Raw genomic sequence first — 23,131 nt, 5'->3', positions numbered from 1 at the left:
GGGACAAGTCGCTTCATTGCGCTTGACTTCGAAGACGGTTACTCAGCCCTTGCGCTTGGTGAGCACCGCCACGGCCACGCGCGACTGCGGCTTGCGGCCCAGGAAGTCGCTGATGTAGGCGCCGGCGTCGATCAGCTGGTCCAGATCGATGCCGGTCTCGATGCCCATGCCGTGCAGCATGTAGACCACGTCCTCGGTGGCCACGTTACCCGTGGCGCCCTTGGCATAGGGACAGCCGCCCAGGCCGGCCACGGACGTGTCGAACTGCCACACGCCCAGCTCCAGCGCCGCCAGCGTGTTGGCCAGCGCCTGGCCGTAGGTGTCGTGGAAGTGGCCGGACACGTCGTTCAGGTCGTAGTGCTTGAGCGTTGCCTCGATGGCGCGTTGCACCTTGCGCGGCGTACCCACGCCAATGGTATCGGCCACGCCGATGTGCTGCACGCCGATGCCCTTCATGAGCCCGGCCAGGTATTCCACGCGCTCGGGCGCAATCTCGCCCTCGTAGGGGCAGCCCACGGTGCAGCTCATGGCGCCACGCACATATACGCCAGCGGCGCGCGCGGCTTCGACCACGGGGGCGAAGCGCTCGATGCTCTCGGCAATGCTGCAGTTGATGTTCTTCTGGCTGAAGGCCTCGCTGGCGGCGCCGAAGACCACGATCTCGTCGGGCTTGTCGAGCACGGCTGCCTCCCAGCCTTTCAGGTTGGGCGTCAGTACCGAATAACGCACGCCGGGCATGCGTGTAATGCCTTGCATGACCTCGTGGTTGTCGGCCATCTGCGGCACCCACTTCGGAGAAACGTAGCTGGTGACCTCGATTTCCTTGAGGCCCGCCTGCTGCAGGCGGTGTACCAATTCGATCTTGACGGCCGCCGGCACCGGGTGCTTCTCATTTTGCAGCCCGTCGCGCGGGCCCACGTCCACAAGCTTGACGCGGGAGGGGATGTTCGGGTTCATCGGTGGGTGTCCTTGGGTGAGGGATTCGTCAGTAGCCGCGTCCGGCATCCACCACGCCGGCCACGGCCTCGCCGCGCGCGAGCGCCGCGATCTTGCCGGCGATCTGGGCGATGCTCTCGTCGCGCAGCGTGCGTGCCGAAGTGTGGGGTGTGAGGGTGATCTTGGGATGTCCCCAGAAGGGATGCCCGGCAGGCAACGGCTCGGTGCGGAACACGTCCAGCGTGGCGCCCGCCACATGGCCGGCGTCGATCAGCGCGAGCAGGTCCTCCTCGACCAGGTGCGCGCCACGCGCCACATTGATCACGTAGGCGCCGGGCAGGAGGCGGGCCAGCGTGTCGCGGTTCATGATGCCCTGCGTCTCGGGCGTGAGCGGGAGCAGATTGACCAGCACGCGGGTAGCGGCCAGGAACTCGTTAAAGCCCTCCTGCCCGCTGAAACAGCGCACGCCCGCCATCTGCTTCGGACTGCGGCTCCAGCCGAGCACGGGAAAGTCGAACTGCGCCACCGCGCGCGCCACGCGCTCGCCCAGTACGCCCAGGCCCATCACGCCCACAGGAAAGTCCTGGCGCAGGCGCGGCTTGCGGTAGCTCCACTGGCCCGCCTGCATGGTGGCCTCGTACTGGTCGAACTCGCGGAAATGCCGGATCAGCGCGTGGCACACGTATTCGGCCATCTGCACGGCCATGCCGGCGTCATCCAGACGCACGACGCGCACGGACGGCGGCAGGCGCAGCTTGAGCAGCGCATCCACCCCCGCACCGATGTTGAACAGCGCCCGCAAGGCGGGCTGTTCGTCGATGAACTGCTGGGGCGGTGCCCAGACCACAGCGTAGTCGGCCTGCGGGGCTCCGGGTTGCCAGACGGTAATGTCGGCTCCCGGCAGGGCGGCGGCCAGCCCCTGCAGCCAGGGTTCGGCCTTGGTATCGGTACAGCAAAAGGTGATCTTCATGGCCAACGAGCGTACCGCGGCTGGGCAAGCCCCCGCCGTCACTCGGCGGAAAGCCGCAGCAGTTCTGCGCCTTCGGCCACCTGGTCGCCTGGCGCGTAGAGCAGCTCCTGCACCACGCCATCGGCGGGGGCGGCGATGGTGTGCTCCATCTTCATGGCCTCCATCACCGCCAGGGGCTGGCCCTTGGTCACCTTGTCGCCGGCCTGCACGGCAAAGGACACCACCTTGCCCGGCATGGGCGCGGTGAGACGCCCGCCCTCGCTGGCGGCTTCGCCCGCATGGGCCAGCAGGTCCAATGCCTCGATGCGCGTGGCGCCACGGGGGGTGAAGATGTGGTCGGTCTCGCCCTGGGCATAGACCGTTGCGCGGGTGCGCTGGCCGGCGTATTGCAGGTCCAGGCCGCCCGCCCAGGGCGTGAAAGCCAGCGGACCCTGCGCGGCTCCCTCGCCTTCTCCCACGGTCAGTTGGTAGCCGCCATCGCGTTCATAGGTCAGCCAGGCCTTGGCATGTGTGCCATTGAAGTCGAACTCGAAACGCCGGCGGCACGCTACCAGCGAACGCCAGCCGTCGCGGCGGCTGAACGGATTGGCGCCTTCCTGCGCCTGCTCACGCTGCAACTGGCTGGCCACGGCGGCGGCTGCGGCCAAAGGCAGACCTACGCGCTCCTGGCCGAACAACACGGCCTCTTCGCGCGGGATCAGCGCGGTGTCCAGCCGCGCCTGGGCGAACGAATCGCTCTTCACCACATGGCGCAGGAACTGCACGTTGGTCGCCAGGCCCACGATGTGGGTCTGCGCCAGCGCATCGTCCAGCCGCGCCAGGGCCTGCGCGCGCGTGTCGCCGTGCACGATGAGCTTGGCGATCATGCTGTCGTAGAAGGGGCTGATGGCGTCGCCCTCGCGCACGCCGTCATCCACGCGCACGCTGCCCCGTTCGAAGCTGGTGCATGCCGGCTTGCGGTACACGTGCAGCTGGCCAGTGGCTGGCAGGAAGTTGTTGTCAGGGTTCTCGGCGCAGATGCGCGCCTCGATGGCGTGGCCGATGATCTTCAGCTCGTCCTGGCGCTTGGGCAAAGGCTGCCCGCTGGCCACGCACAGCTGCCACTCCACCAGGTCTTCGCCGGTGATGGCCTCGGTCACGGGGTGCTCCACCTGCAGGCGGGTGTTCATCTCCATGAAGTAGAACTTCATCTGCTCGGGCGCGTCGTAGCCGCCGGGCTGTTCCACGATGAACTCCACTGTGCCCGCGCCCACGTAGCCCACGGCCTTGGCGGCTGCCACGGCAGCCTCGCCCATCTGGCGGCGCAGGGCCTCGGTCATGCCGGGGGCGGGGGCTTCTTCCAGCACCTTCTGGTGGCGGCGCTGCACAGAGCAATCGCGCTCGAACAGATAGACGCAGTTGCCCTGCGTGTCGCCGAACACCTGGATCTCGATGTGGCGCGGGCGCAGCACGTACTTCTCCACCAGCACGGCATCATCGCCAAAGCTGTTGATGGCCTCGCGCTGGCAGCTGGCCAGCGCTGCGGCAAAGTCCTCGCTCTTTTCCACCAGGCGCATGCCCTTGCCGCCGCCACCGGCGCTGGCCTTGATGAGCACGGGGTAGCCGATACGGTCGGCCTCGCGCTGCAGCAGTTGCGGGTCCTGGTCCTTGCCGTGGTAGCCAGGCACCAGCGGCACGCCCGCCTTCTCCATCAGCTGCTTGGACTCGGCCTTCAAACCCATGTCCTTGATGGCCGAAGGCGGCGGGCCGATGAACACCAGCCCCGCAGCGGCACAGGCCTGGGCGAAGTCTTCGTTCTCGCTCAGGAAGCCGTAGCCCGGGTGGATGGCCTGCGCACCCGTGGCCTGGGCGGCCTCGATGATGCGCTCCCAGCGCAGGTAGCTGTCCTTGGGGGCGCTGCCGCCGATATGCACGGCCTCGTCGCAGGCGGCCACGTGCTTGGCCTGGGCATCGGCGTCGGAGTACACGGCCACGGTCTTCACGCCCATGCGGCGGGCGGTTGCGGCCACGCGGCAGGCGATCTCCCCACGATTGGCAATCAGGATTTTTTGGAACATTCAGGCCACCTTGGCGGAATCGGAAAAGAAAGAGGAAATGCGCCGCAGCACGGCGCGCAGGAACTTGAACAGCACCACCAGCAGCAGCGCCGACAGCGCCAGCATCACCACCAGCGCGATGCCGAAGGCCAGCGGGTACTGCGTGGCCAGCCAGACCACGCCGACGACCAGGCCGTCCTCAAAGAACGACAGGCCCCAGTTGGAAAACGGCTCGGGCGAGGTGTTGGCCGCCGCCCGCGTGGTCATCTTGGTGGCCAGCGCCGTGGCCGAGAGCGAGCCGCCCAGCAGCCCCGCGGCCAGCGCCATGGTGGCGTTGTCGGCACCAAACACGCCGGCGGCCAGCAGCGCGCCGGCGGGCACGCGGATGAAGGCGTGGATGGCATCCCAGGCGCTATCGAACCAGGGCACCTTGTCGGCGAAGAACTCCACCAGCAGCATGAAGCCGCTGGCCATCAGCACCAGCGGGTGCTGCAACAGCGCCAGCCCCGGCGGCAGCGGCAGCCAGCCGGCCACGCCCATCATGCCCACCAGGAACACCACGGCGTACAGGCGAAAGCCGCTGGCCCAGCCCAGTGCGGCGGCCAGCGCCAGCAGGGCGGGCATGTCCAGCTGCTGCGTAGCGCGCGCAGCCCCTTCGGCTACCGCCTGGGCGGTACCCGCATCGACATGCAGCCCCACGCTGTGGAGCCACTGCACGATCTGGAGCCAGAGCGCGTCCATAGCGGATCAGCCCAGCCAGGAGGGCTTGCGCTTTTGCAGGAACGACTGCACGCCCTCGCGGCCCTCGCTGCTCGCGCGGATGTCGGCAATGCCCTCCACGGTGGCGGCGATGAGTGCGGCGTCGATCTCGCGCCCGGCCACATCGCGCACCAACGTCTTGCAGGCGCGCACGGCGTTCGGGCTCGCGGCCGTCAGTGCCTTGAGCAGCTCGTCCACCTGGGCGTCGAGTTGCTCTGCGCCGACCACTTGGTGCACGAAACCGATGCGCAAGGCCTCGGCCGCGCTGAAGCGTTCCGCGGTGAGGAAGTAGCGGTGCGCGGCGCGCGCGCCCATGGCGCGGATCACGTAGGGGCTGATGGTGGCGGGGATCAGGCCGATCTTCACCTCGGACAGGCAAAAGCCCGCGGTATCGACCGCCACCGCCATGTCGCAGGCCGCGACCAGCCCCATGCCGCCGGCGTACACGTCACCCTGCACGCGCGCCACGGTGGGCTTGGGGCATTCGTAGATCACGCGCAGCATCTCGGCCAGCTTGGCGGCGTCGGCAAGGTTCTCTTGCCGCGTGTAGTCGGCCATGCGGCGCATCCAGTTCAGATTGGCACCCGCGCAGAAGGCCGGCCCCTCGGCGGCCAGCACCACGGCGCGCACGTCGGCGCGTGCGCCCACTTCGGTGAATGCGGCGGTGATCTCGGCAATGACCTCGTCGCTGAAGGCGTTGCGCACCTCTGGCTGGGTCAGGGTGATGGTGGCCACCGGGCCTTCGTAGCGGATGGTGAGAGCGCTCATGCGGTGGTACCTCCTTACATGCGAAAGACGCCGAACTTCATGTCTTCGATGGGCGCATTGCGCGCGGCCGCCAACCCCAGGGCCAGCACGCGGCGCGTGTCGGCGGGGTCGATGATGCCGTCGTCCCACAGGCGGGCGGTGGCGTAGTAGGGGTGGCCCTGTTCCTCGTACTGGCGGCGGATGGGCGTCTTGAAGGCCTCTTCTTCCTCCATGCTCCAGCTGCCGCCCTTGCCCTCGATGCCGTCGCGCTTGACGGTGGCCAGCACGCTGGCGGCCTGCTCGCCGCCCATCACGCTGATGCGCGCGTTGGGCCACATCCACAGGAAGCGCGGCGAGTACGCGCGGCCGCACATGCCGTAGTTGCCCGCGCCGAAGCTGCCGCCGATGATCACCGTGAACTTGGGCACGTTGGCCGTGGCCACCGCCGTGACCATCTTGGCGCCGTGGCGGGCGATGCCCTCGTTCTCGTACTTGCGCCCGACCATGAAGCCGGTGATGTTCTGCAGGAAGACGAGCGGAATCTTGCGCTGGCAGCACAGCTCGATGAAGTGCGCGCCCTTCTGCGCGCTCTCGCTGAACAGGATGCCGTTGTTGGCCACGATGCCCACGGCCATGCCCTCGATGCGCGCGAAGCCGCACACCAGGGTGTTGCCGTAGCGCGCCTTGAACTCGTCGAACGCACTGCCGTCCACGATGCGGGCGATGATCTCGCGCACATCGAAGGGCTTGCGCGTGTCCACGGGAATCACGCCATACAGCTCGTCTGCTGCATATTTAGGAGCTACTGGCGCTTGATCCGCGGGCGCTACAGGCTGATTTCTATTCAAATTTTTAACAGCCCCGCGCGCCAGCGAGAGTGCATGCAGGTCATTCTGTGCCAGGTGGTCGGCCACGCCGGACAGGCGCGTGTGCACGTCGCCGCCGCCCAGGTCTTCGCTGCTGACGACCTCGCCCGTGGCGGCCTTCACCAGCGGCGGGCCGCCCAGGAAGATGGTGCCCTGGTTCTTGACGATGATGGTCTCGTCGCTCATGGCCGGCACGTAGGCGCCGCCGGCCGTGCACGAACCCATGACCACGGCGATCTGCGCCAGGCCCTGCGCGCTCATGTTGGCCTGGTTGTAGAAGATGCGGCCGAAGTGGTCGCGATCGGGGAAGACCTCGTCCTGGTTGGGCAGGTTGGCGCCGCCCGAGTCCACCAGGTAGATGCACGGCAGGCAGTTCTGCTGCGCGATCTCTTGCGCGCGCAGGTGCTTCTTCACCGTCATGGGGTAGTAGGTGCCGCCCTTCACCGTGGCGTCGTTGCACACGATCATGCAGGCGATGCCGGCCACGCTGCCGATGCCCGCGATCAGGCCCGCGCCGGGCGCGTCGTTGCCGTACATGTTGAGGGCTGCCAGCGGGGCGATCTCCAGGAACGGCGTGCCGGGGTCCAGCAGCATCTCCACGCGCTCGCGCGGCAGCAGCTTGCCGCGCGCCACATGCTTGGCGCGGGCGGCCTCGCCGCCGCCCTGGGACACGCGCTCGATCTGGGCGCGCAGGTCCTCCACCACGGCGCGCATGGCGGCGGCATTGGCCTGAAAGTCGGCCGAGCGCGGGTTGAGTTGGGATTCAAGAATCATGGCGGTGGCTCGTTTCAAGCGGTTTTGTCTTCGGCAAGGCCCAGCTCGTCTTTCATGACGTCGCGGATCTTGAACTTCTGGATCTTGCCCGTCACCGTCATCGGGAAGCTGGTAACGAAGCGGATGTAGCGCGGCACCTTGTAGTGCGCGATCTGGCCTTTGCAGAAGGCACGGATGTCGTCCTCGCTGGGGCGCGTGCCGGGCTTGGCGATGATCCAGGCGCACAGCTCCTCGCCGAAGCGCTGGTCGGGCACGCCCACCACCTGCACGTCCTGCACCATGGGGTGGCGGTAGAGGAATTCCTCGATCTCGCGCGGGTACACGTTCTCGCCGCCGCGGATCACCATGTCCTTGATGCGGCCGACGATGTTCACGTAGCCTTCGTCGTCCATGGTGGCCAGGTCGCCCGTGTGCATCCAGCCGCCTTCGTCGATCGCCTCGCGGGTCTTGGCCTCATCACCCCAGTAGCCGTGCATGACGGAGTAGCCCTGGGTGCACAGCTCGCCGCGCTCGCCGCGCGGCACCACGGCGCCGGTCTCGGGGTCGATGATCTTCACCTCCAGGTGCGGCTGCACGCGGCCCACGGTGGACACGCGCTTGGCCAGCGGCGTTTCGGCGTCGCTCTGGCAGCTCACGGGGCTGGTCTCGGTCATGCCATAGGCGATGGTGATCTCCGACAGGTGCATGTCGCCCACCACGCGCTTCATCACCTCGATCGGGCACGGGCTGCCAGCCATGATGCCGGTACGCAGGGTGCGCAGGTCGAACTCGGCAAAGCGCGGGTGGTCCAGCTCGGCAATGAACATGGTGGGCACGCCGTGCAGGCCGGTGCAGCGCTCGGCCTGCACGGTCTCCAGCACGGTCAGGGCGTCGAAGCCGTCGTTGGGGTACACGATGGTGCTGCCGTGCGTGAGGCAGGCCAGGTTGCCCAGCACCATGCCGAAGCAGTGGTACAGCGGCACGGGAATGCACAGCCGGTCCTCGGGCGTGAGGCGCATGCACTCGCCGATGAAGAAACCGTTGTTCAGGATGTTGCGGTGCGTGAGCGTGGCGCCCTTCGGGAACCCGGTGGTGCCGCTGGTGAACTGGATGTTGATGGGGTCGGTGTTGTGCAGCTGGGCGGCAATGGCGTCGATGCGCGCGTCCTGCGCGTCGCCCCGCGCCATCAGCGTGGAAAACCGCAGCATGCCCGGCTGTTCGTCGCCTTGGCCCGCCACGCCTGAGCCGGCCGCGTCGATCCACACCACCGTGCGCAGCGTGGGCAGGCGCGCGGCCTGCAGTGCGCCGGGCTGGGACGCGGCCAATTCGGGTGCCAGCTCGCGCAGCATGCCCAGATAGTCGCTGGTCTTGAACTGCGGCATGGCCACCAGCGCCTTGCAGCCGACCTTGTTCAGCGCGTACTCCACCTCGGCCGTGCGGTAAGCCGGGTTGATGTTCACCAGGATGAGGCCCACCTGCGCCGTGGCCAGTTGCATCAGCACCCATTCGGCGTTGTTGTGCGACCAGATGCCGATGCGGTCGCCCTTGGCGAGCCCCAGGCCCAGCAGCGCGCTGGCCAGTTGGCGGGCCGCCTGGTGCAGCTCGGCGTAGGTGTAGCGCAGGCCCTGGTGGCGGCTGACCAGTGCCTCGCACGTGGGCTGGCGCTGCGCCATGCCGGCGAAGAAGTCGCCCAGCGTCTGCTCGATGAGGGGGGTGGCGGCACTGCCACGCGCATGGCTCAACGCGGCCGATGGGGTGGATGCGGGTTCCATGGGCTTGTCTCCTGATCGGGGGGGGGCCAGCGCCCGCGCGGGGCCCGGCAACAGGCTGCACAGCATACGCCGCACCCCCGCACGCGCGGTGACCGGGATGGGTCAGAAAGGTTGCAAATTGCGCCACAGAGTTGCAGACTCCATGCATGCCCGACCGCCCTGACCCCGCGCCGCCACCGCCCGCACCCACCGCACTCCTCGCTACACCCACGGCCGCCACGCCGATGGCGTTTGTGCAGGCCATCGTGCAGGCCTACGCAGCGCGCGGAATGGACGCGGCGCAGGTGCTGGCGCTGGCACAAATCCCGCCAGAGCAGGTTGGCAACTCTGCGGGCCGCATCACGGCGCAGCAGATGGAGGTGCTGTCCGCCGCTGCGATGCGCGAGCTGGACGACGAAGCCCTGGGCTGGTTCTCCCGCCGCCTGCCCTGGGGCAGCTACGGCCTGCTGGCGCGCGCCTCGCTGAGTGCACCCACACTGGGCCTGGCGCTGGCGCGCTGGTGCCGCCACCACGCGCTGCTGACGGACGACATCACGCTGCACCTACACGCCGAGGGCCAGCAGGCCACGCTCACCATCGCCGAGCAGCGCGACCTGGGCACGCTGCGCGAGTTCTGCCTGGTTTCCACGCTGCGCAACGCGCTCGGGCTGGCCAGCTGGTTCATCGACTCGCGCCTGCCGGTGCTGGCGGCCGAGTTCCCCTTCGCGCCACCGCCCCACGCGCAGGCCTATGGCGTGCTCTTCAGCGGCCCGACGCGCTTTCAGGCACCGCGCGCGGCCGTGCATTTCGATGCGCGCTACCTCGCGCTGCCGATCACGCGCGACGAGGCGGCCATGCGCCAGATGCTGCAGCACGCGCTGCCCCTCACCGTGCGCCAGTACCGCCGCGACCGGCTGCTGGTGCAGCGCGTGCGCCAGGTGCTGGCCGCCCTGCCCGACGCGACCCACAGCGCACACACGCTGGCCGAGCAGCTGCACGTCTCGGCGCGCACGCTGCACCGCCAGCTCAAGGAAGAAGGCGCGTCGCTGCAGTCGCTGAAAGACGAGGTGCGCCGCAGCCGCGCGATCGAGCTGCTGCACCGCAGCGACCGCCCCATCAAGCAGGTGGCGCAGGCCACGGGCTTTGCCAGCGAGAAGAGCTTCATCCGCGCGTTTCGCGGCTGGACAGGCCAGTCGCCCGCGGAGTTCCGCCGCGGCGCACGCTCCGTAGCGGTATAGACGCTCATTTATTAGTAGCTGCTAGCGCTTACCCAGTAAGCGCTAGAGCTCAATTTGGCTTAAACCGCAACGCGCATGGCCTGCAGCAGCGCGGGCAGTTCTGCCATATCGGCCATGACCTGCACGGCGCCAGCGGCGCGCAGCGCCTCGGCAGAGCCATGGCCCACGGGCGACGGGCTGTAGCCCAGCACCGTGGCGCCCGCGGCCACGCCGGCCGTGACGCCGGTCACCGTGTCTTCCACCACCAGGCAGCGCAGGGGCGGCACGCCCACGGCTGCCGCCGCTGCCATGTACACGTCGGGTGCAGGCTTGGTGGCGGGCATCTCGTGGCCGCTGAAAACGCGGCCCGCGAACAGCGGCGCCAGGCCCACCTGCGCCAGTTGCATCTCCACCTTCTGCCGGTCGGCGCCGGAGGCACAGGCGATGCGCCCCTGCAGCAGCCCGTGCACGGCGCGCACGGCTTGGGGCGCGTTGGGGATGGCCACCAGCTCGGCCTGCAGGCGTGCGTTGCGGCGCGCGTAGAACTCGGCCATCCACGCGTCGGTGAGCGGGCGGCCGGTCTCGGCCTCGATGCGCGCAGCCTCGCTGCGCACGGTCTTGCCGATGAACAGGCGCATGCACTCCTCGGGCGCCAGCAGCCAGCCGGCTTCATTGAGCATCTCGCACAGCACGCCGTTGGTAATGGGCTCGCTGTCCACCAGCACGCCGTCGCAATCGAACAATATCGCTTCAAATGTCATAGGTCAGCATGATCGCAGGCGCGGGCTGCCCGGCCTCGTACAGGGTGGCCGCGCACTGCGCGTCGTAGCTCACCACGCGGTCGCGGCCCAGCTGTTTGGCGCGGTACAGCGCGGCGTCTGCCTGCTGGAACAGGGGCTGGGCCGCGTCCACGCCGGCGCGCGTTTCGGTGCCTGCGGACACGACGTCGGCCGGACGCAGGTGGGCCAGGCCCATGCTTGCGGTGACGGTGAATCCGCCCGGGTTGGCGCGGTGCTCCAGCGACAGGGCGCGCAGCACCTCCTGCAGGCGGTGCGCCACGGCCAGGGCGGCATCGGCGTCCGCGCCCGGCAGCAGCACGGCGAATTCCTCGCCCCCATAGCGCGCCAGCAGGTCACCCGGCCGCCCCAAGGCCGACGCCAGCGCCGACGCTGCGCGCTGCAGGCAGAGGTCGCCCGCCACGTGGCCGTAATAGTCGTTGTAGGCCTTGAAATGGTCCACGTCGATCATCAGCAGCGCCAGCGACGAACCCTCGCGCAGCGCCTGGCTCCAGGCGCGCGCCACGGCCTCGTCCAGCGCCAGGCGGTTGGCCACCTGGGTGAGCGGGTCCATGCGCACCTGCGACTCCAGCGCGTTGCGGTAACGCGCGAGTTCGTCCTCGGTGTGCTTGCGGTCGGTGATGTCCTGCACGGTGCCGATCATGAGCAGCGGCTCGCCGTCGCCGGCGGAGTTGCCGTACTCGCCCCACACCTCGATCCAGCGCACCTGGCCGTCGCCGTTGCGTTGGATGCGGTACTGGGTGCGCAGCGGAATGCGCTCGCTCATGGCACGGCCGTGGATCTCCAGGGTCTGCGCGCGCTCGTCGGGGTGCAGCATCCCCACCCACTGGCGCAGCGTCATGCGCCCGTCGGACGGCAGGCCGAAGATGGCGCTGGCCATGCGCGACATGATGAATGCCTCGCTCTGCCCCTCATAGACGAAGTAGCCCACCGAGGCCGCCTTCTGCGCGTTGTCCAGCCAGCGCAGGTTGCGCTCCAGCTCCGCCTTCAACGCCCGTTCGCGCCGCCAGGCCCGCCCCTGCCACAGCACCACGACGCAGCCCAGCGACAGCAGCCCCAGGCTGACGAACAGGCTCAGGGCCAGCCATTCGCGCCGCTGGGCAGCGGTGAAGGCGTCGGCCACGTCCACCTTGGACACCAGCAGCCAGGGCGAGTCCGGCACCGCGCTGGCCACCGCCAGCACCGGCTGGTTGCGATAGTCGCTGCCGTAGAAGGCGCCCCGCACGCCCGCGACGGCCAGCACCATGGGATCGCGGCTGCCCGGCTCCGCCGGAAGGCGCAGCGCCAGTGGTTCATCGCTGCGATGGCGCAAGGGGCTGAGGAACAAGGCCGTGTCGTCCTGCCGCTCCACCAGCACCGATTCGGCGGTGCGGCTGCTGGTGGGCCAGGTCTCCAGCAATGGGTAGAGCGTGGTGCGCGCGTCCATCACCAGCCAGATGGCCCCCAGCGACGCGGTTCCGTCGTACAGCGGCGCCAGCAATCCGAAGAACGGAAAGGCGAAGGCCGGGTCGCGGCGCAGCTCGACAATGCCGGGCTCGGCCCGCGCCAGCGCGCCCTCCAGCGCGCGCATCTCGGGCGGCTGCAGCGTGCCCGTGGCCGGCCCGCCGGCATCCAGGATCAGCCGGCCCTGCGGATCGACGAAATAGGCAGCGGTATAGCGCACATGCTCGACCAGGATGCGCAACCGCTCACGCACCGCCTGTTCGGCGTCAGGCGCCGCCGTTGCGCGCCAGCGGGCCACGGCCTGTGCCAGAAGGCGGTCGTCGGTGAGTGCCGCCGCCTCCTGGAAGCGCCGGCGCCGCCAGTCCGTCACCCCCCGCACCTGCATGTGGTTCACGGCCTGCAGGCCGCCTTCGATCTGGTGGCGGTAGCGTTGCTCACGCGCCTGGTAGATGGCATGCACCCCCCAGCCAATCGCCGCAAACAGCAGGGCGACAAGCAACCCGAGCGCCCACCACGCGCGGGCAGGCGCCGGTAGGCGGAGCGAGGCCACAGGCGAAGTCATGGGTGAGAACGGCGCGGGTTGAACCCGCAGGGGACGATAGGAATAGCCAATGTGCCCCTACTATGTCACAGTCTGTAGCATTCGAGCACCGGGGCCACAGGCCCCCCATCCCTGATGGTGTATAGCCCATGCCTGCGCAGCCTCCCACTTCCCTCACCCGCCGTGCCTGCCTGGCCCAGGCCCTCGCGCTGTGCGCTTCGCCGGCCGCCGCGCAGGTCTCACCGCGTGCCGCGGAACGCTCCGTGGTGATCAACCTCTCCCTGGAGCCCGACAGCCTGGACCCCACCATGGCCGCTGCCGCCGCCGTGGGCGAGGTGACGCACTACAACGTGCTGGAGGGGCTGACGCAGATCACGGAAAACGGCGCGGTACAGCCGCTGCTGGCCGAGTCCTGGAACACCGACCCGAACGGCCTCGCGTGCACCTTCCGCCTGCGCCAGGGGGTGCGCTTTCACGACGGCAGCGCGCTCAACGCGGCAGCCGTGCGTTTCAGCTTCGAGCGTGCCGTCGCGCCCGGCTCCACCAACAAGTCCCGCAAGGCGCTCTTCGACAACATCGCCACGGTGGTCACGCCCGATGCGCACACCGTCACGCTCACGCTGCACCACCCCGATCCGCACCTGCTCTTCCGCCTGGGCGAGGGGCCGGCCGTGATCCTGCACCCGGACACGGCCGCACAGGCGGCCAGCGCCCCGGTGGGCACGGGCCCCTACCGCGTACAGCGCTGGGAGCGCGGCCAACGCATCACGCTGGTCAAGGCCGAGTCCCACCGCCACGCAGCCCAGGTACGCATGGAGCGTGCCGTGTACCGCTTTCTGCACGACCTGGAGGCGCAGGACAACGCCCTGCGCGCGGGCGAGATCGACGTGCTGTTCAACTTCGCCACGCAGACGGTGCGGCGCTTTCAGGACAACAGCCTTTACCAGGTGTTGATCGGGGCCTCCGGCGGCAAGGGGATGCTGGCGTTGAACCACCGCAGCAAACCCCTGGACGACGTGCGCGTGCGCCGCGCCATCACCCACGCCATCGACCGCGAGGGCTTTATCCGCACTGCGCTGGATGGGCGCGGCGTGGTGATCGGCAGCCACTTCAGTCCCACCGACGCGGGTTACGTGCACCTGGCCAGCCTGCACCCCTACGACCCCGCCCGCGCACGCGCCCTGCTGAAACAGGCCGGGGTGCAGACGCCGCTGCGGCTGGAACTCGCCCTGCCGCCCGCACCGTACGCACACGTGGGCGGGCCATTGATCGCCCGCGACCTGGCCCAGGTGGGCATCGAGGCCAACATCCAGCAGCTGAGCTGGCAGCAGTGGCTGCAGGGCCCGTTCAAGGGCCAGTTCGACATGACCCTCATCAATCATGTGGAGCCGCTGGACTACCGCATCTACACCGACCCGGGCTACTACTTCGGCTACGACAGCCCGGCCTTTCGCGCCCTGGTGGAGCGCCACGCCAGCGCCACCAACGCGCGCGAGCGCCAGATGCTGTTCTCCCAGATGCAGCGGCACTTGGCGCAGGATGCCGTCAACGCCTGGATCTTTGCGCCGCAAATCGGCACCGTGGTACGCAAGGGCCTGCGCGGCACCTGGATGAACTACCCCATCTTTGCGCACAACATCGCCGGCATGTGGTGGGAATGACGGCTGAAGTACTACAAATTTAATAGCTTCTCGCGCTCACCAGCAAAGGCCTCTGGCGCGACAACACCAGGACCGCAGCCCTGGCGTCACTTCAGGTCGCCATCCACGTAATACCAGCTCCCCTGCTCGTACACGAAGCGGCTGCGTTCATGCAGGCGCACGGCACGCCCGCCCACGCGGTAGCGGGCGACGAACTCGACCTCGGCGCTGTGCTCGCCGGTCTGCGCCCCGGCGCGCACCTCCAGGCCCAGCCACTTGGCACCGGGTTCGAAGTCGAGTTGCGCCGGGCGGGTGCTGGCGTGCCAGGTGGCCAGCAAATAGGCGGCGTTCTCGCGCACGAAGGCGCTGTAGCGCGAGCGCATGAGCGCCTCGGCGCTGGGCGCGGGCTCGGCGTCGAAATGCTCCACGTAGCGGCCGCAGCAGTCGGCATAGGCCAGGGGCCGGCGCCGGTGAGTGGCGCCGCACGGGCAGGGCTGCAAGGTCATGCGGCGATTATTGAACGTAGACTGCCCCCCTCACGTTGCAGATGGGGAGCCTTGCATGTGGTCTATGGGTGTTCCGTGGTGGGAATTCGTGCTGCGCGGCGTGGTGGTGTATGTCTTTTTGCTGGTGTTTCTGCGCCTGACGGGCAAGCGCCAGACGGGGCAGTACGCACCGTTCGATCTGGTGTTGCTCCTGATCCTCTCGAACGCGGTGCAGAACTCGATGAACGCGGGTGACAACTCGCTCATCGGCGGGCTGATCTCGGCCTCCACATTGATCCTGTGCCATGTGGCGCTGGCGCAGCTCACGTTCCGCATGCGGTGGCTGGAACGCCTGATCGACGGCCACGCTCAGGTGGTCGTGCAGGACGGACAGGTGGACGAGGCGCTGTTGCGGCGCGAGCTGATCTCTCCCAGCGACCTCGCTGCCGCGCTGCGCATGGGCGGCTGCCTGCACACCCACGAGGTGGAGCGCGCCACGCTGGAGACCAACGGCACCATCACCGTGGTGCTCAAGAAGCGCTGACGCNCCTTCGTAGATCTGGCACACGCGCACGTCGCGGTAGATGCGCTCCACCGGGAAGTCGTTCACCACACCATAGCCGCCCAATGTCTGAATGGCGGCGCTGCACACGCGCTCGGCCATCTCGCTGGCGAAGAGCTTGGCCATGGCAGCTTCCTTCAGGCAGGGGCGGCCTGCGTCGCGCAGCGCGGCGGCGTGCCAGATGAGCTGGCGCGCGGCCTCGATCTGCGTGGCGCAGTCGGCCAGGCGAAAGCCCACGGCCTGGTGGTTGAAGATGGGCTGGCCGAAGCTCTCGCGCTCTTTCGAGTACGCCAGCGCCGCATCAAACGCGCTGCGTGCCATGCCCACGCTTTGCGCGGCGATACCGATGCGGCCACCTTCGAGCGCGCCCAGCGCGATCTTGTAGCCCTCGCCCTCCGCGCCAATGAGGTTCTCGGCCGGGATGCGGCAGTGGTCGAAGTTGATCTGCGCCGTGTCGCTGCTGTGCTGGCCCAGCTTGTCCTCCAGGCGCGCGACCACGTAGCCGGGCGTATTCGTGGGCACCAGGAAAGCGCTCATGCCTTTCTTGCCCGCGCCCTTGTCGGTCACGGCAATCACGATGGCCACATGCCCGTTCTTGCCACTGGTGATGAACTGCTTGACGCCGTTGATGACGTACTCGTTGCCTTCTTTGACGGCCGTCGTGCGCAGGGCCGAAGCGTCGGAGCCCACATGCGGCTCGGTCAGGCAGAACGCGCCCAGCATCTCGCCGCGCGCCAGGGGCGTGAGCCAGTCGCGCTGCTGCTGCGCGTTGCCGTAGCGCATGAGGATGGCGTTGACCGGGCAGTTGGTCACGCTGATCGCGGTGCTGGTACCACCGTCGCCAGCGGCGATCTCCTCCAGCACCAGGGCCAGTGTCAGGTAGTCCAGGCCTGCACCGCCCAGCTCCTCGGGCACGCAGATGCCGTAGGCACCCAAGGCGGCCAGGCCCTGGTGCGCCTCGCGTGGAAAGTGGTGTTCCTTGTCCCAGCGCGCGGCATTCGGCCACAGCTCCTGCTGGGCGAAGTCGCGCACGGCGTCGCGGATCATTTCCTGGTCTTGGGTCAGCAGCATCGTGTCTCCGTAGGGTTCAGTGGTTCTTGAAGTGGCGCGTTGCGCGGGCTTACCAGTGCGTGGCGCGCCGGCCGTCGTGGTGCAGCAGGCGTGCGCGGTCCGCGGGTGTGACCTGCGCCAGCACCGCGCGCATGCCCCGCACGCTGTCGGCCACGGTGAGCGGGGCGGTCTCTCCGCCCATGTCGGTCTGCACCCAGCCGGGGTCGATGGTGACGAGCGTCGCGGCCGGGTAATCGTGCTGCGCAGCTGCCACGGCCATGTTCAGCGCCGCCTTGCTGGTGCGGTACAGCCAGGCGTTGCTGTCCGGCACGCCGCCGATCAGCGACATGGACGAGGACACGAAGGCAAACACGCCGCCCGCGGCCTCCACCAGCGGCGCCACCTGCGGAATGACCTGCATGGCGCCCAGCACGTTGGTGTGCATGACGGCGTCGAAGTCCTCGCGCGTGGGCGGGGTGCGCGCACCGGGGCGGCGCATCACGCCTGCGACATACAACGCCAGGTCGGGCTTTTCGCCGTCCAGCATCCAGGCCAGTCCGCTTACGCTGGCGGGCTGGGCCACGTCCACGGTGAGGGCCTGCGCGCCCAGCGCCTGCACGCGCGCGCGGCCGGCTTCGTCACGCACCGTGGCCAGCACGCGCCAGCCGTCGGCCGCGTACTGGCGCACCAGCTCCAGACCGATGCCGCGCGACGCTCCAATCACCAGGACTGTGGGCATAAGTGATAAGCCAAATAGGCCGCCAGCGCTTACTCAGCAAGCGCGAGCAGCTATTAAAAAGAGAGCGCCGCTGCGTGTGCAGGGGCGCCCATGGCTGGCGGGTCAGACCAGTTCGATGGCCATGGCCGTGCCTTCGCCGCCGCCAATGCACAGCGTGGCCAGGCCCTTCTTCTTGCCATGGCGCTGCAGCGCGTGGATCAATGTGACGATGATGCGCGCGCCGCTGGCGCCGATGGGGTGGCCCAGAGCGCAAGCGCCGCCATGCACGTTGACCTTGTCGTGCGGCACGTTCAGCTCGGCCATCAGCGCCATGGGCACGACGGCGAAGGCCTCGTTCACTTCCCACAGGTCCACGTCCTCGACCTTCCAGCCGGCCTTCTTCAGGGCCTTCTGGGTTGCACCCACGGGGGCGGTGGTGAACCACTCGGGCGCCTGGGAATGGGTGGCGTGCGCCACGATCTTGGCCAGGGGCTTGCAGCCCAGTTGCTGGGCGGTGGACTGGCGCATCAGCACCAGGGCGGCGGCGCCGTCGTTGATGCTGGAGCTGGAGGCGGCGGTGATGGTGCCGTCCTTCTTGAACGCGGGCCTGAGGCCGGCGATCTTGTCCAGCTTGGCCTTGGCCGGGCCTTCGTCGATGCTCACCGTCACATCGCCCTTGCGGGTCTTGACCGTGACGGGTGTGATCTCGGTCGCGAAGGCGCCGCTTTGCGTCGCCTGCTGCGCGCGCTTGACGCTTTCGATGGCAAAGGCGTCCTGCTGCTCGCGCGTGAAGCTGTACTTGGCGGCGCAGTCCTCACCAAAGGTGCCCATGGAGCGGCCGGCCTCGTAGGCGTCTTCCAGGCCGTCGAGCATCATGTGGTCGTACACCTTGTCATGGCCCATGCGGTAGCCGCCGCGCCCTTTCTTGAGCAGGTAGGGGGCGTTGGTCATGCTCTCCATGCCGCCGGAGACCATCACGTCGCGGCTGCCGGCGATCAGCTGGTCATGGGCCAAGATGGTGGCCTCCATGCCCGCGCCGCACATCTTGGACAGCGTCACCGCGCCGGTGCTCTGCGGCAACCCACCCTTGAAGCCTGCCTGGCGCGCAGGCGCCTGGCCCTGGCCGGCCATCAAACAGTTGCCGAACAGCACTTCGTCCACCTTCTCGGGGGCAATGCCGGCACGCTCGACGGCGGCCTTGATGGCGGCGCCGCCCAAGTCATGCGCCGCGAGGTCGGCAAAGTCGCTCATGAAAGCGCCCATGGGCGTGCGCGCGGCGCTGACGATGACGACGGGGTCGTGGTGTTGGCTCATGTGGAATCTCCTTGGGTTTGAAATGAGGAAGGGCTTGCGCAGCGAAAGCGCCGCGCGCTGTCATAGGGAAACACGTCGTACACGTGGCCGGCCTGGATGCGTTCCTTGTGCGACTGCCAGAACTCCACGTCCAGCAGGTCGGCGTGGTGGCGCATGAACGCCTCGCGCACGGCGTCGTTACCCAGCAGGAACGGGCCGAAGGTCTCGGGGAACACATCGTGCGGCCCCACGGGCCACCAGACCTCGCCAGACACTTCGTCCTCCTCGCAACGCGGCGGCGGCACGCGGCGGAAGTTGCAGTCGGTGAGGTACTCAATCTCGTCGTAGTCGTAAAACACGACCTTGCCATTGCGGGTGATGCCGAAGTTCTTCCAGAGCATGTCACCGGGGAAGATGTTGGCCGCAACCATGTCCTTGATGGCGTTGCCGTATTCGGTGACGGCATGCTCCAGCGCGCTGCGTGCCTCGGGCTTGTCCAGCCCGGTATCGAAGCATTCCTGCAGGTGGATGTTCAGCGGGATCATGCGCCGCTCGATGTACAGGTGCGCAATGATGACCTCCTGGCGGCCATCGCCGTCGCGGTCGCTGATCTCGATCTGGCTCGGCGCATGCCTGCGGATCTCCTCGATGAGTTCGTCGGAGAAACGCTCACGCGGGAAGGCGACCAGGCTGTACTCCAGCGTGTCGGCCATCCGCCCCACGCGGTCGTGCTGCTTGACCAGCAGGTACTTGCCCTGCACCTGTTCACGCGTGGTGTCCTTCGGTGCTGGGAACTGGTCCTTGATGAGCTTGAAGACGTAGGGAAAGCTCGGCAGGTCGAACACCAGCATCACCATGCCCTTGATGCCGGGAGCGATGCGGAATTTGTCGGTGGAATAACGCAGGTGGTGCAGGAAATCGCGGTAGAACAACGTTTTGCCCTGCTTGGCCAAGCCCAGTGCGGTGTAGAGCTCGGCACGAGGCTTGCGCGGCATGAGGCTGCGCAAGAACTGCACGTAGGCACTGGGGATCTCCATGTCCACCATGAAGTAGGCCCGCGCAAAGGAGAACAGCATCTGCAGGTCGTTCTCGCCGAACAGCACCGCGTCGATCAGCAGGCGACCATCCTCGCCATGCAGGATGGGCAACGCAAACGGCAGTTCGTTATAGCCGTTGATGACCTTGCCGACCAGGTACGCACCCTTGTTGCGAAAGAACAGGCTGGACAGCACCTGGACCTGAAAGTTGGTGCGCAGCTTGACCGCGCCCAGGCGCTGCTGCAGGGCCTGCACCACGTAGCCCGCATCGCGCGGCAGGTCCTCGAAGTCCCGCTGCAGCGCGCAGTGCTCGACGATGCGCACGACGGTTTCGTGCAGGTTGTCGCGCGACGGGTAGTAGGCGCGATAGGTGGGCCGCGCCCCGGGGTCGTCGCTTTCGATGTACTCCGTGCTCACCGCGGGTCGCACGAAGATGAAGTCGTTATGGAAGTGCGTGCGGTGCAGGATCTTGGTGGTGACCGAATTGAAGAAGGTCTCGGCCAGCTCGGGCTGCAGGTGGTTCACCATGAGCCCGATGTAGTGCAGCTTGATCTGGTGCCACACCTCCATGGACTGTTCACCCGCGTGGAACTCCTTGTCGAGGCGGCGCACGCACTCCTTGACGCGCAGATCGTAGAACTCGATGCGCTCGCGCTGGGCGCGTTGCTGGCCATGCCAGTCGGCGGTCTCGAAGCGGTGCTTGGCGCGCGCAGACTCGGCGCGAAACAGGCGGTAGTGGCGGTTGAAGCCATCCATCATCGCCTTGGCGATGTCGTAGGCCTGCGGGGCATCGAGTCGCTCGGGAAACATGACCGTGCCTGCAGAACCGCGCGCAGTGCGGTGCGCCCTATTGGCGCACGCGGCTGGCCACCAGGGCCACCGCCTGGCGGTGCGCCTCGCCGAGCCCCGCCACGTCAGGTACGGACATCTGCAGATTGGTGATCAAGCCGTTGTTCAGGCTGTAGCACCATCCGTGCAACTGCACCTTCTGACCACGCGCCCAGGCATCCTGCATCACCGTGGAGTGGGCGATGTTCATCACCTGCTCGATCGCGTTGAGTTCGCACAGCGCGTCGTGGCGCCACTGCACGTCCATGCCTTCAAGCAGGGCGGCGTGCTTGTCGCGCACGTCCTTCACATGGCGGATCCAGTTGTCCGCCAAACCAATGCGTGCGTCCTGCAGCGCCGCCAGTACGCCACCGCAGCCGTAGTGGCCCACGACCATCAGGTGCTCGACCTTGAGCTGGTCGACCGCGTACTGGATGGTCGACAGGCAGTTGAGGTCGGTGGGCACGACCACGTTGGCGATGTTGCGGTGGACGAACACCTCGCCCGGCTCCAGCCCCGTGATCTGGTTGGCCGGTACGCGGCTGTCGGAGCAACCGATCCACATGTAGCGCGGTTTCTGTTGCGCCAACAAGCCGGTGAAGAAACCCGGCCGGTCACGCTCCATCCGTTCCGCCCACTCACGGTTGTGGGCAAACAGCTCGTCGATGGAGGCGGTGGTCATAAAGGCAATCCTTTTCTTCTTGCTGTGAATGAATGAGCGGCGTCGGCGCGGGCCATCAGCAGGTTTCGGCAAACAGCTCCCGGCCGATCAGCATGCGGCGGATCTCGCTGGTACCGGCGCCGATTTCGTAGAGTTTCGCATCCCGCCACAGGCGACCGAGCGGATATTCGTTGATATAGCCGTTGCCGCCGTAGATCTGCACACCTTCGCCGGCCATCCAAGTGGCTTTCTCGGCGCACCAGAGGATGACGCTGGCGCAATCCTTGCGCACCTGGCGCACGTGGTCGGAACCCAGCATGTCCAGGTTCTTGGCCACCGTGTAGGCGAACGAGCGGCCCGCCTGCAGCACGGTGTACATGTCGGCCACCTTGCCCTGGATGAGCTGGAACTCGCCAATGCTTTGGCCGAACTGCTTGCGGTCGTGGATGTAGGGCACTACGTTGTCCATCACGCTCTGCATGATGCCCAGCGGCCCACCCGTCAGTACGGCGCGCTCGTAGTCCAGGCCGCTCATCAGCACTTTGGCACCGTTGTTCACGCCGCCCAGCACGTTCTCAGCCGGTACCTCGACGTTCTGGAACACCAGTTCCCCCGTATGACTGCCGCGCATGCCGAGTTTGTCGAGCTTCTGCGCAATGCTGAAGCCTTGCATGCCTTTTTCGATAAGGAAGGCAGTCACGCCGCGCGCACCCAGTTCAGGCTCGGTCTTGGCGTACACCACCAGCGTGTCGGCATCCGGACCATTGGTGATCCACATCTTGGAACCGTTGAGCAGGTAGTAGCCGCCCTTGTCCTCCGCACGCAGCTTCATGCTGATCACGTCGGAGCCGGCACCGGGCTCGCTCATGGCGAGGGCGCCAACGTGTTCCCCGCTGATCAGCTTGGGCAGGTATTTTTTTCGCTGTGCTTCGTTGCCATTGCGGTTGATCTGGTTCACGCACAGGTTGCTGTGCGCGCCGTAGCTCAAACCCACCGATGCGCTGGCGCGAGAAATCTCCTCCATGGCCACCATGTGCGCGAGGTAGCCCATGTCGGCACCACCGTATTGCTCCGGCACGGTAATACCCAACACGCCCAGATCACCGAACTTGCGCCACAGGTCCATGGGAAACTGGTCGTTGCGGTCGATCTCGGCAGCGCGAGGCGCAATCTCGGCTTGCGCGAATTCGCGCACCGCGTCGCGCAGGGCGTCAATGTCTTCGCCCAACTGAAAGTTCAGGCCTGGCAACTGGGTGGCGGTGCTCATGGGTGTCTCCTCGGAAGATGATCTCTCACGGGTCGTTGGCTCGATATGTCCCCACTGCGATACGCCCAAGACGACGACGCTACAGGCCGGACAAAGCCAGGACGCGCAAATATTACGTTTACGTAAACGTCAATTATCCACGACTTTAGGCGTTGGGGCCTCAATTTTTTGAAGCAGTTCCTGAGCCTCGCGCTCATGCTCCCGCACCTCGTCCAGATTGGCTTGCAGATCCGTCATCTGGGACTCCAACTGCCTGCGATGAACCGCAAGAACCTCTAGGAACTTGCGCAGTTGCACCCCCGTGTCACGAGGGCTGTCGTAGAGGTCGATGATTTCTTTGGCTTCGGTGAGCGATAGACCCAGGCGCTTTGCCCGCAGTGTCAATTTGAGCCGTGTGCGATCGCGTGCGCTGTAAATCCGATTCCGTCCCCCGGGACCTGCCCGTTCCGGACGCAGCAAGCCCATGTCCTCGTAGAACCGCATAGCGCGAGTGGTGAGATCGAATTCTTTGGCAAGGTCACTGATGGTGTAGGTAGCCATGCATTGCAGACCGGGAGATCTGCTCCAATGTAGCGTATTAGTTGACGTGAACGTCAATGCTACAGCAGATACATCCTCGTCAACACACCAAGCGGCTGCAGATCTACAGGACAACTGGGAGTTGTTGAATGCTGTGCGCCAGTCGATGTTGAGAGCGCTCAAGCCCAAAGCAAAACGCCCTCCCACTATGTTAGTGGGAGGGCGGTTTGGGCTGTAAGAGCCTGACGATGACCT

At 67.2% G+C, this 23,131-nt stretch carries 20 protein-coding genes; 3 read left to right on the top strand and 17 right to left on the bottom strand.

Features of this window, described 5'->3' with window-relative positions; genetic code table 11:
* Positions 1 to 42: 42 nt before the first annotated feature.
* From OX89_RS11380 to OX89_RS11350, 7 genes are read right to left on the bottom strand one after another with little or no spacing between them, the layout of a single operon-like run.
* Positions 43 to 957: a hydroxymethylglutaryl-CoA lyase gene (locus OX89_RS11380; RefSeq protein WP_015914312.1), complete on the bottom strand. Its 915-nt coding sequence runs from the start codon at positions 955 to 957 to the stop codon at positions 43 to 45.
* Positions 958 to 985: 28 nt separating this feature from the next.
* The gene (locus tag OX89_RS11375) at positions 986 to 1,906 is read right to left on the bottom strand and encodes a glyoxylate/hydroxypyruvate reductase A (protein WP_047350697.1); all 921 of its coding nucleotides are present in this window, start codon (positions 1,904 to 1,906) and stop codon (positions 986 to 988) included.
* Positions 1,907 to 1,944: 38 nt separating this feature from the next.
* Positions 1,945 to 3,963, bottom strand: coding sequence for an acetyl/propionyl/methylcrotonyl-CoA carboxylase subunit alpha (locus OX89_RS11370; protein ID WP_047350696.1), 2,019 nt, complete (start codon positions 3,961 to 3,963; stop codon positions 1,945 to 1,947).
* A complete protein-coding gene (locus tag OX89_RS11365) occupies positions 3,964 to 4,683 on the bottom strand; it encodes a DUF4126 domain-containing protein (protein WP_047350695.1) in 720 nt (239 codons plus the stop codon).
* 6 nt (positions 4,684 to 4,689) lie between these two features.
* Positions 4,690 to 5,469: an enoyl-CoA hydratase/isomerase family protein gene (locus OX89_RS11360; protein WP_047350694.1), complete on the bottom strand. Its 780-nt coding sequence runs from the start codon at positions 5,467 to 5,469 to the stop codon at positions 4,690 to 4,692.
* Positions 5,470 to 5,483: 14 nt separating this feature from the next.
* The gene (locus tag OX89_RS11355) at positions 5,484 to 7,088 is read right to left on the bottom strand and encodes a carboxyl transferase domain-containing protein (protein WP_047350693.1); all 1,605 of its coding nucleotides are present in this window, start codon (positions 7,086 to 7,088) and stop codon (positions 5,484 to 5,486) included.
* Between the two features lie 14 nt (positions 7,089 to 7,102).
* Positions 7,103 to 8,839 (bottom strand): AMP-binding protein, encoded by a 1,737-nt coding sequence (locus OX89_RS11350; RefSeq protein WP_047350692.1) that lies wholly within the window; start codon positions 8,837 to 8,839, stop codon positions 7,103 to 7,105.
* A 146-nt stretch (positions 8,840 to 8,985) separates the two neighbouring features.
* On the opposite strand from OX89_RS11350, the gene OX89_RS11345 reads away from it, so the two are divergent.
* Positions 8,986 to 10,056 carry an AraC family transcriptional regulator gene (locus tag OX89_RS11345; protein ID WP_047350691.1) on the top strand — a complete coding sequence of 357 codons (1,071 nt, stop codon included), beginning with the start codon at positions 8,986 to 8,988 and terminating at the stop codon, positions 10,054 to 10,056.
* A gap of 59 nt (positions 10,057 to 10,115) precedes the next feature.
* On the opposite strand, the gene OX89_RS11340 is transcribed toward OX89_RS11345, so the two are convergent.
* A complete protein-coding gene (locus OX89_RS11340; protein WP_047350690.1) occupies positions 10,116 to 10,796 on the bottom strand; it encodes an HAD family phosphatase in 681 nt (226 codons plus the stop codon).
* The gene (locus tag OX89_RS11335) at positions 10,786 to 12,837 is read right to left on the bottom strand and encodes a diguanylate cyclase domain-containing protein (RefSeq protein WP_047350689.1); all 2,052 of its coding nucleotides are present in this window, start codon (positions 12,835 to 12,837) and stop codon (positions 10,786 to 10,788) included. Before OX89_RS11335 ends, OX89_RS11340 begins: the two co-directional genes overlap by 11 nt.
* A gap of 128 nt (positions 12,838 to 12,965) precedes the next feature.
* Between OX89_RS11335 and OX89_RS11330 the strand changes: the two genes are divergently transcribed.
* Positions 12,966 to 14,477, top strand: a complete 1,512-nt coding sequence (locus tag OX89_RS11330) for an ABC transporter substrate-binding protein (protein ID WP_047350688.1) — start codon at positions 12,966 to 12,968, stop codon at positions 14,475 to 14,477.
* A gap of 86 nt (positions 14,478 to 14,563) precedes the next feature.
* Here OX89_RS11330 and OX89_RS11325 read toward each other — a convergent pair whose 3' ends face one another.
* Positions 14,564 to 14,962, bottom strand: coding sequence for a YchJ family protein (locus OX89_RS11325; RefSeq protein ID WP_047350687.1), 399 nt, complete (start codon positions 14,960 to 14,962; stop codon positions 14,564 to 14,566).
* Between the two features lie 55 nt (positions 14,963 to 15,017).
* Here OX89_RS11325 and OX89_RS18175 point away from each other — a divergent pair, with 55 nt between their 5' ends.
* Positions 15,018 to 15,485, top strand: coding sequence for a DUF421 domain-containing protein (locus OX89_RS18175; protein WP_015914325.1), 468 nt, complete (start codon positions 15,018 to 15,020; stop codon positions 15,483 to 15,485).
* Between the two features lie 4 nt (positions 15,486 to 15,489).
* On the opposite strand, the gene OX89_RS19380 is transcribed toward OX89_RS18175, so the two are convergent.
* From OX89_RS19380 to OX89_RS11290, 7 genes are all read right to left on the bottom strand, one after another.
* Positions 15,490 to 16,574 (bottom strand): acyl-CoA dehydrogenase family protein (locus OX89_RS19380; RefSeq protein ID WP_157497430.1); only part of this gene is annotated, 1,085 nt, incomplete at its 3' end.
* A gap of 49 nt (positions 16,575 to 16,623) precedes the next feature.
* A complete protein-coding gene (locus OX89_RS11315; protein WP_047350686.1) occupies positions 16,624 to 17,292 on the bottom strand; it encodes an SDR family oxidoreductase in 669 nt (222 codons plus the stop codon).
* A 102-nt stretch (positions 17,293 to 17,394) separates the two neighbouring features.
* Positions 17,395 to 18,585 (bottom strand): acetyl-CoA C-acyltransferase, encoded by a 1,191-nt coding sequence (locus tag OX89_RS11310; RefSeq protein ID WP_047350685.1) that lies wholly within the window; start codon positions 18,583 to 18,585, stop codon positions 17,395 to 17,397.
* Positions 18,582 to 20,411 (bottom strand): bifunctional isocitrate dehydrogenase kinase/phosphatase, encoded by a 1,830-nt coding sequence (gene aceK / locus OX89_RS11305; RefSeq protein ID WP_047350684.1) that lies wholly within the window; start codon positions 20,409 to 20,411, stop codon positions 18,582 to 18,584. The genes OX89_RS11310 and aceK overlap by 4 nt, the downstream gene beginning before the upstream one ends.
* 37 nt (positions 20,412 to 20,448) lie before the next feature.
* A complete protein-coding gene (can, locus tag OX89_RS11300) occupies positions 20,449 to 21,111 on the bottom strand; it encodes a carbonate dehydratase (RefSeq protein WP_015914330.1) in 663 nt (220 codons plus the stop codon).
* 55 nt (positions 21,112 to 21,166) lie between these two features.
* The gene (locus tag OX89_RS11295; RefSeq protein ID WP_011806869.1) at positions 21,167 to 22,357 is read right to left on the bottom strand and encodes an isovaleryl-CoA dehydrogenase; all 1,191 of its coding nucleotides are present in this window, start codon (positions 22,355 to 22,357) and stop codon (positions 21,167 to 21,169) included.
* Between the two features lie 129 nt (positions 22,358 to 22,486).
* Complete coding sequence (locus OX89_RS11290) at positions 22,487 to 22,897, bottom strand: MerR family DNA-binding transcriptional regulator (protein WP_011806870.1); 411 nt, start codon at positions 22,895 to 22,897, stop codon at positions 22,487 to 22,489.
* Positions 22,898 to 23,131 lie beyond the last annotated feature (234 nt).

The sequence above is a fragment of the Diaphorobacter sp. J5-51 genome, assembly GCF_001023515.1.
In the GTDB taxonomy this organism is placed as follows: Bacteria; Pseudomonadota; Gammaproteobacteria; order Burkholderiales; family Burkholderiaceae_C; genus Diaphorobacter; species Diaphorobacter nitroreducens.
The sequence above is the reverse complement of the archived record's forward strand: the minus strand, read 5'-3'. Positions and strand labels throughout refer to the sequence as shown.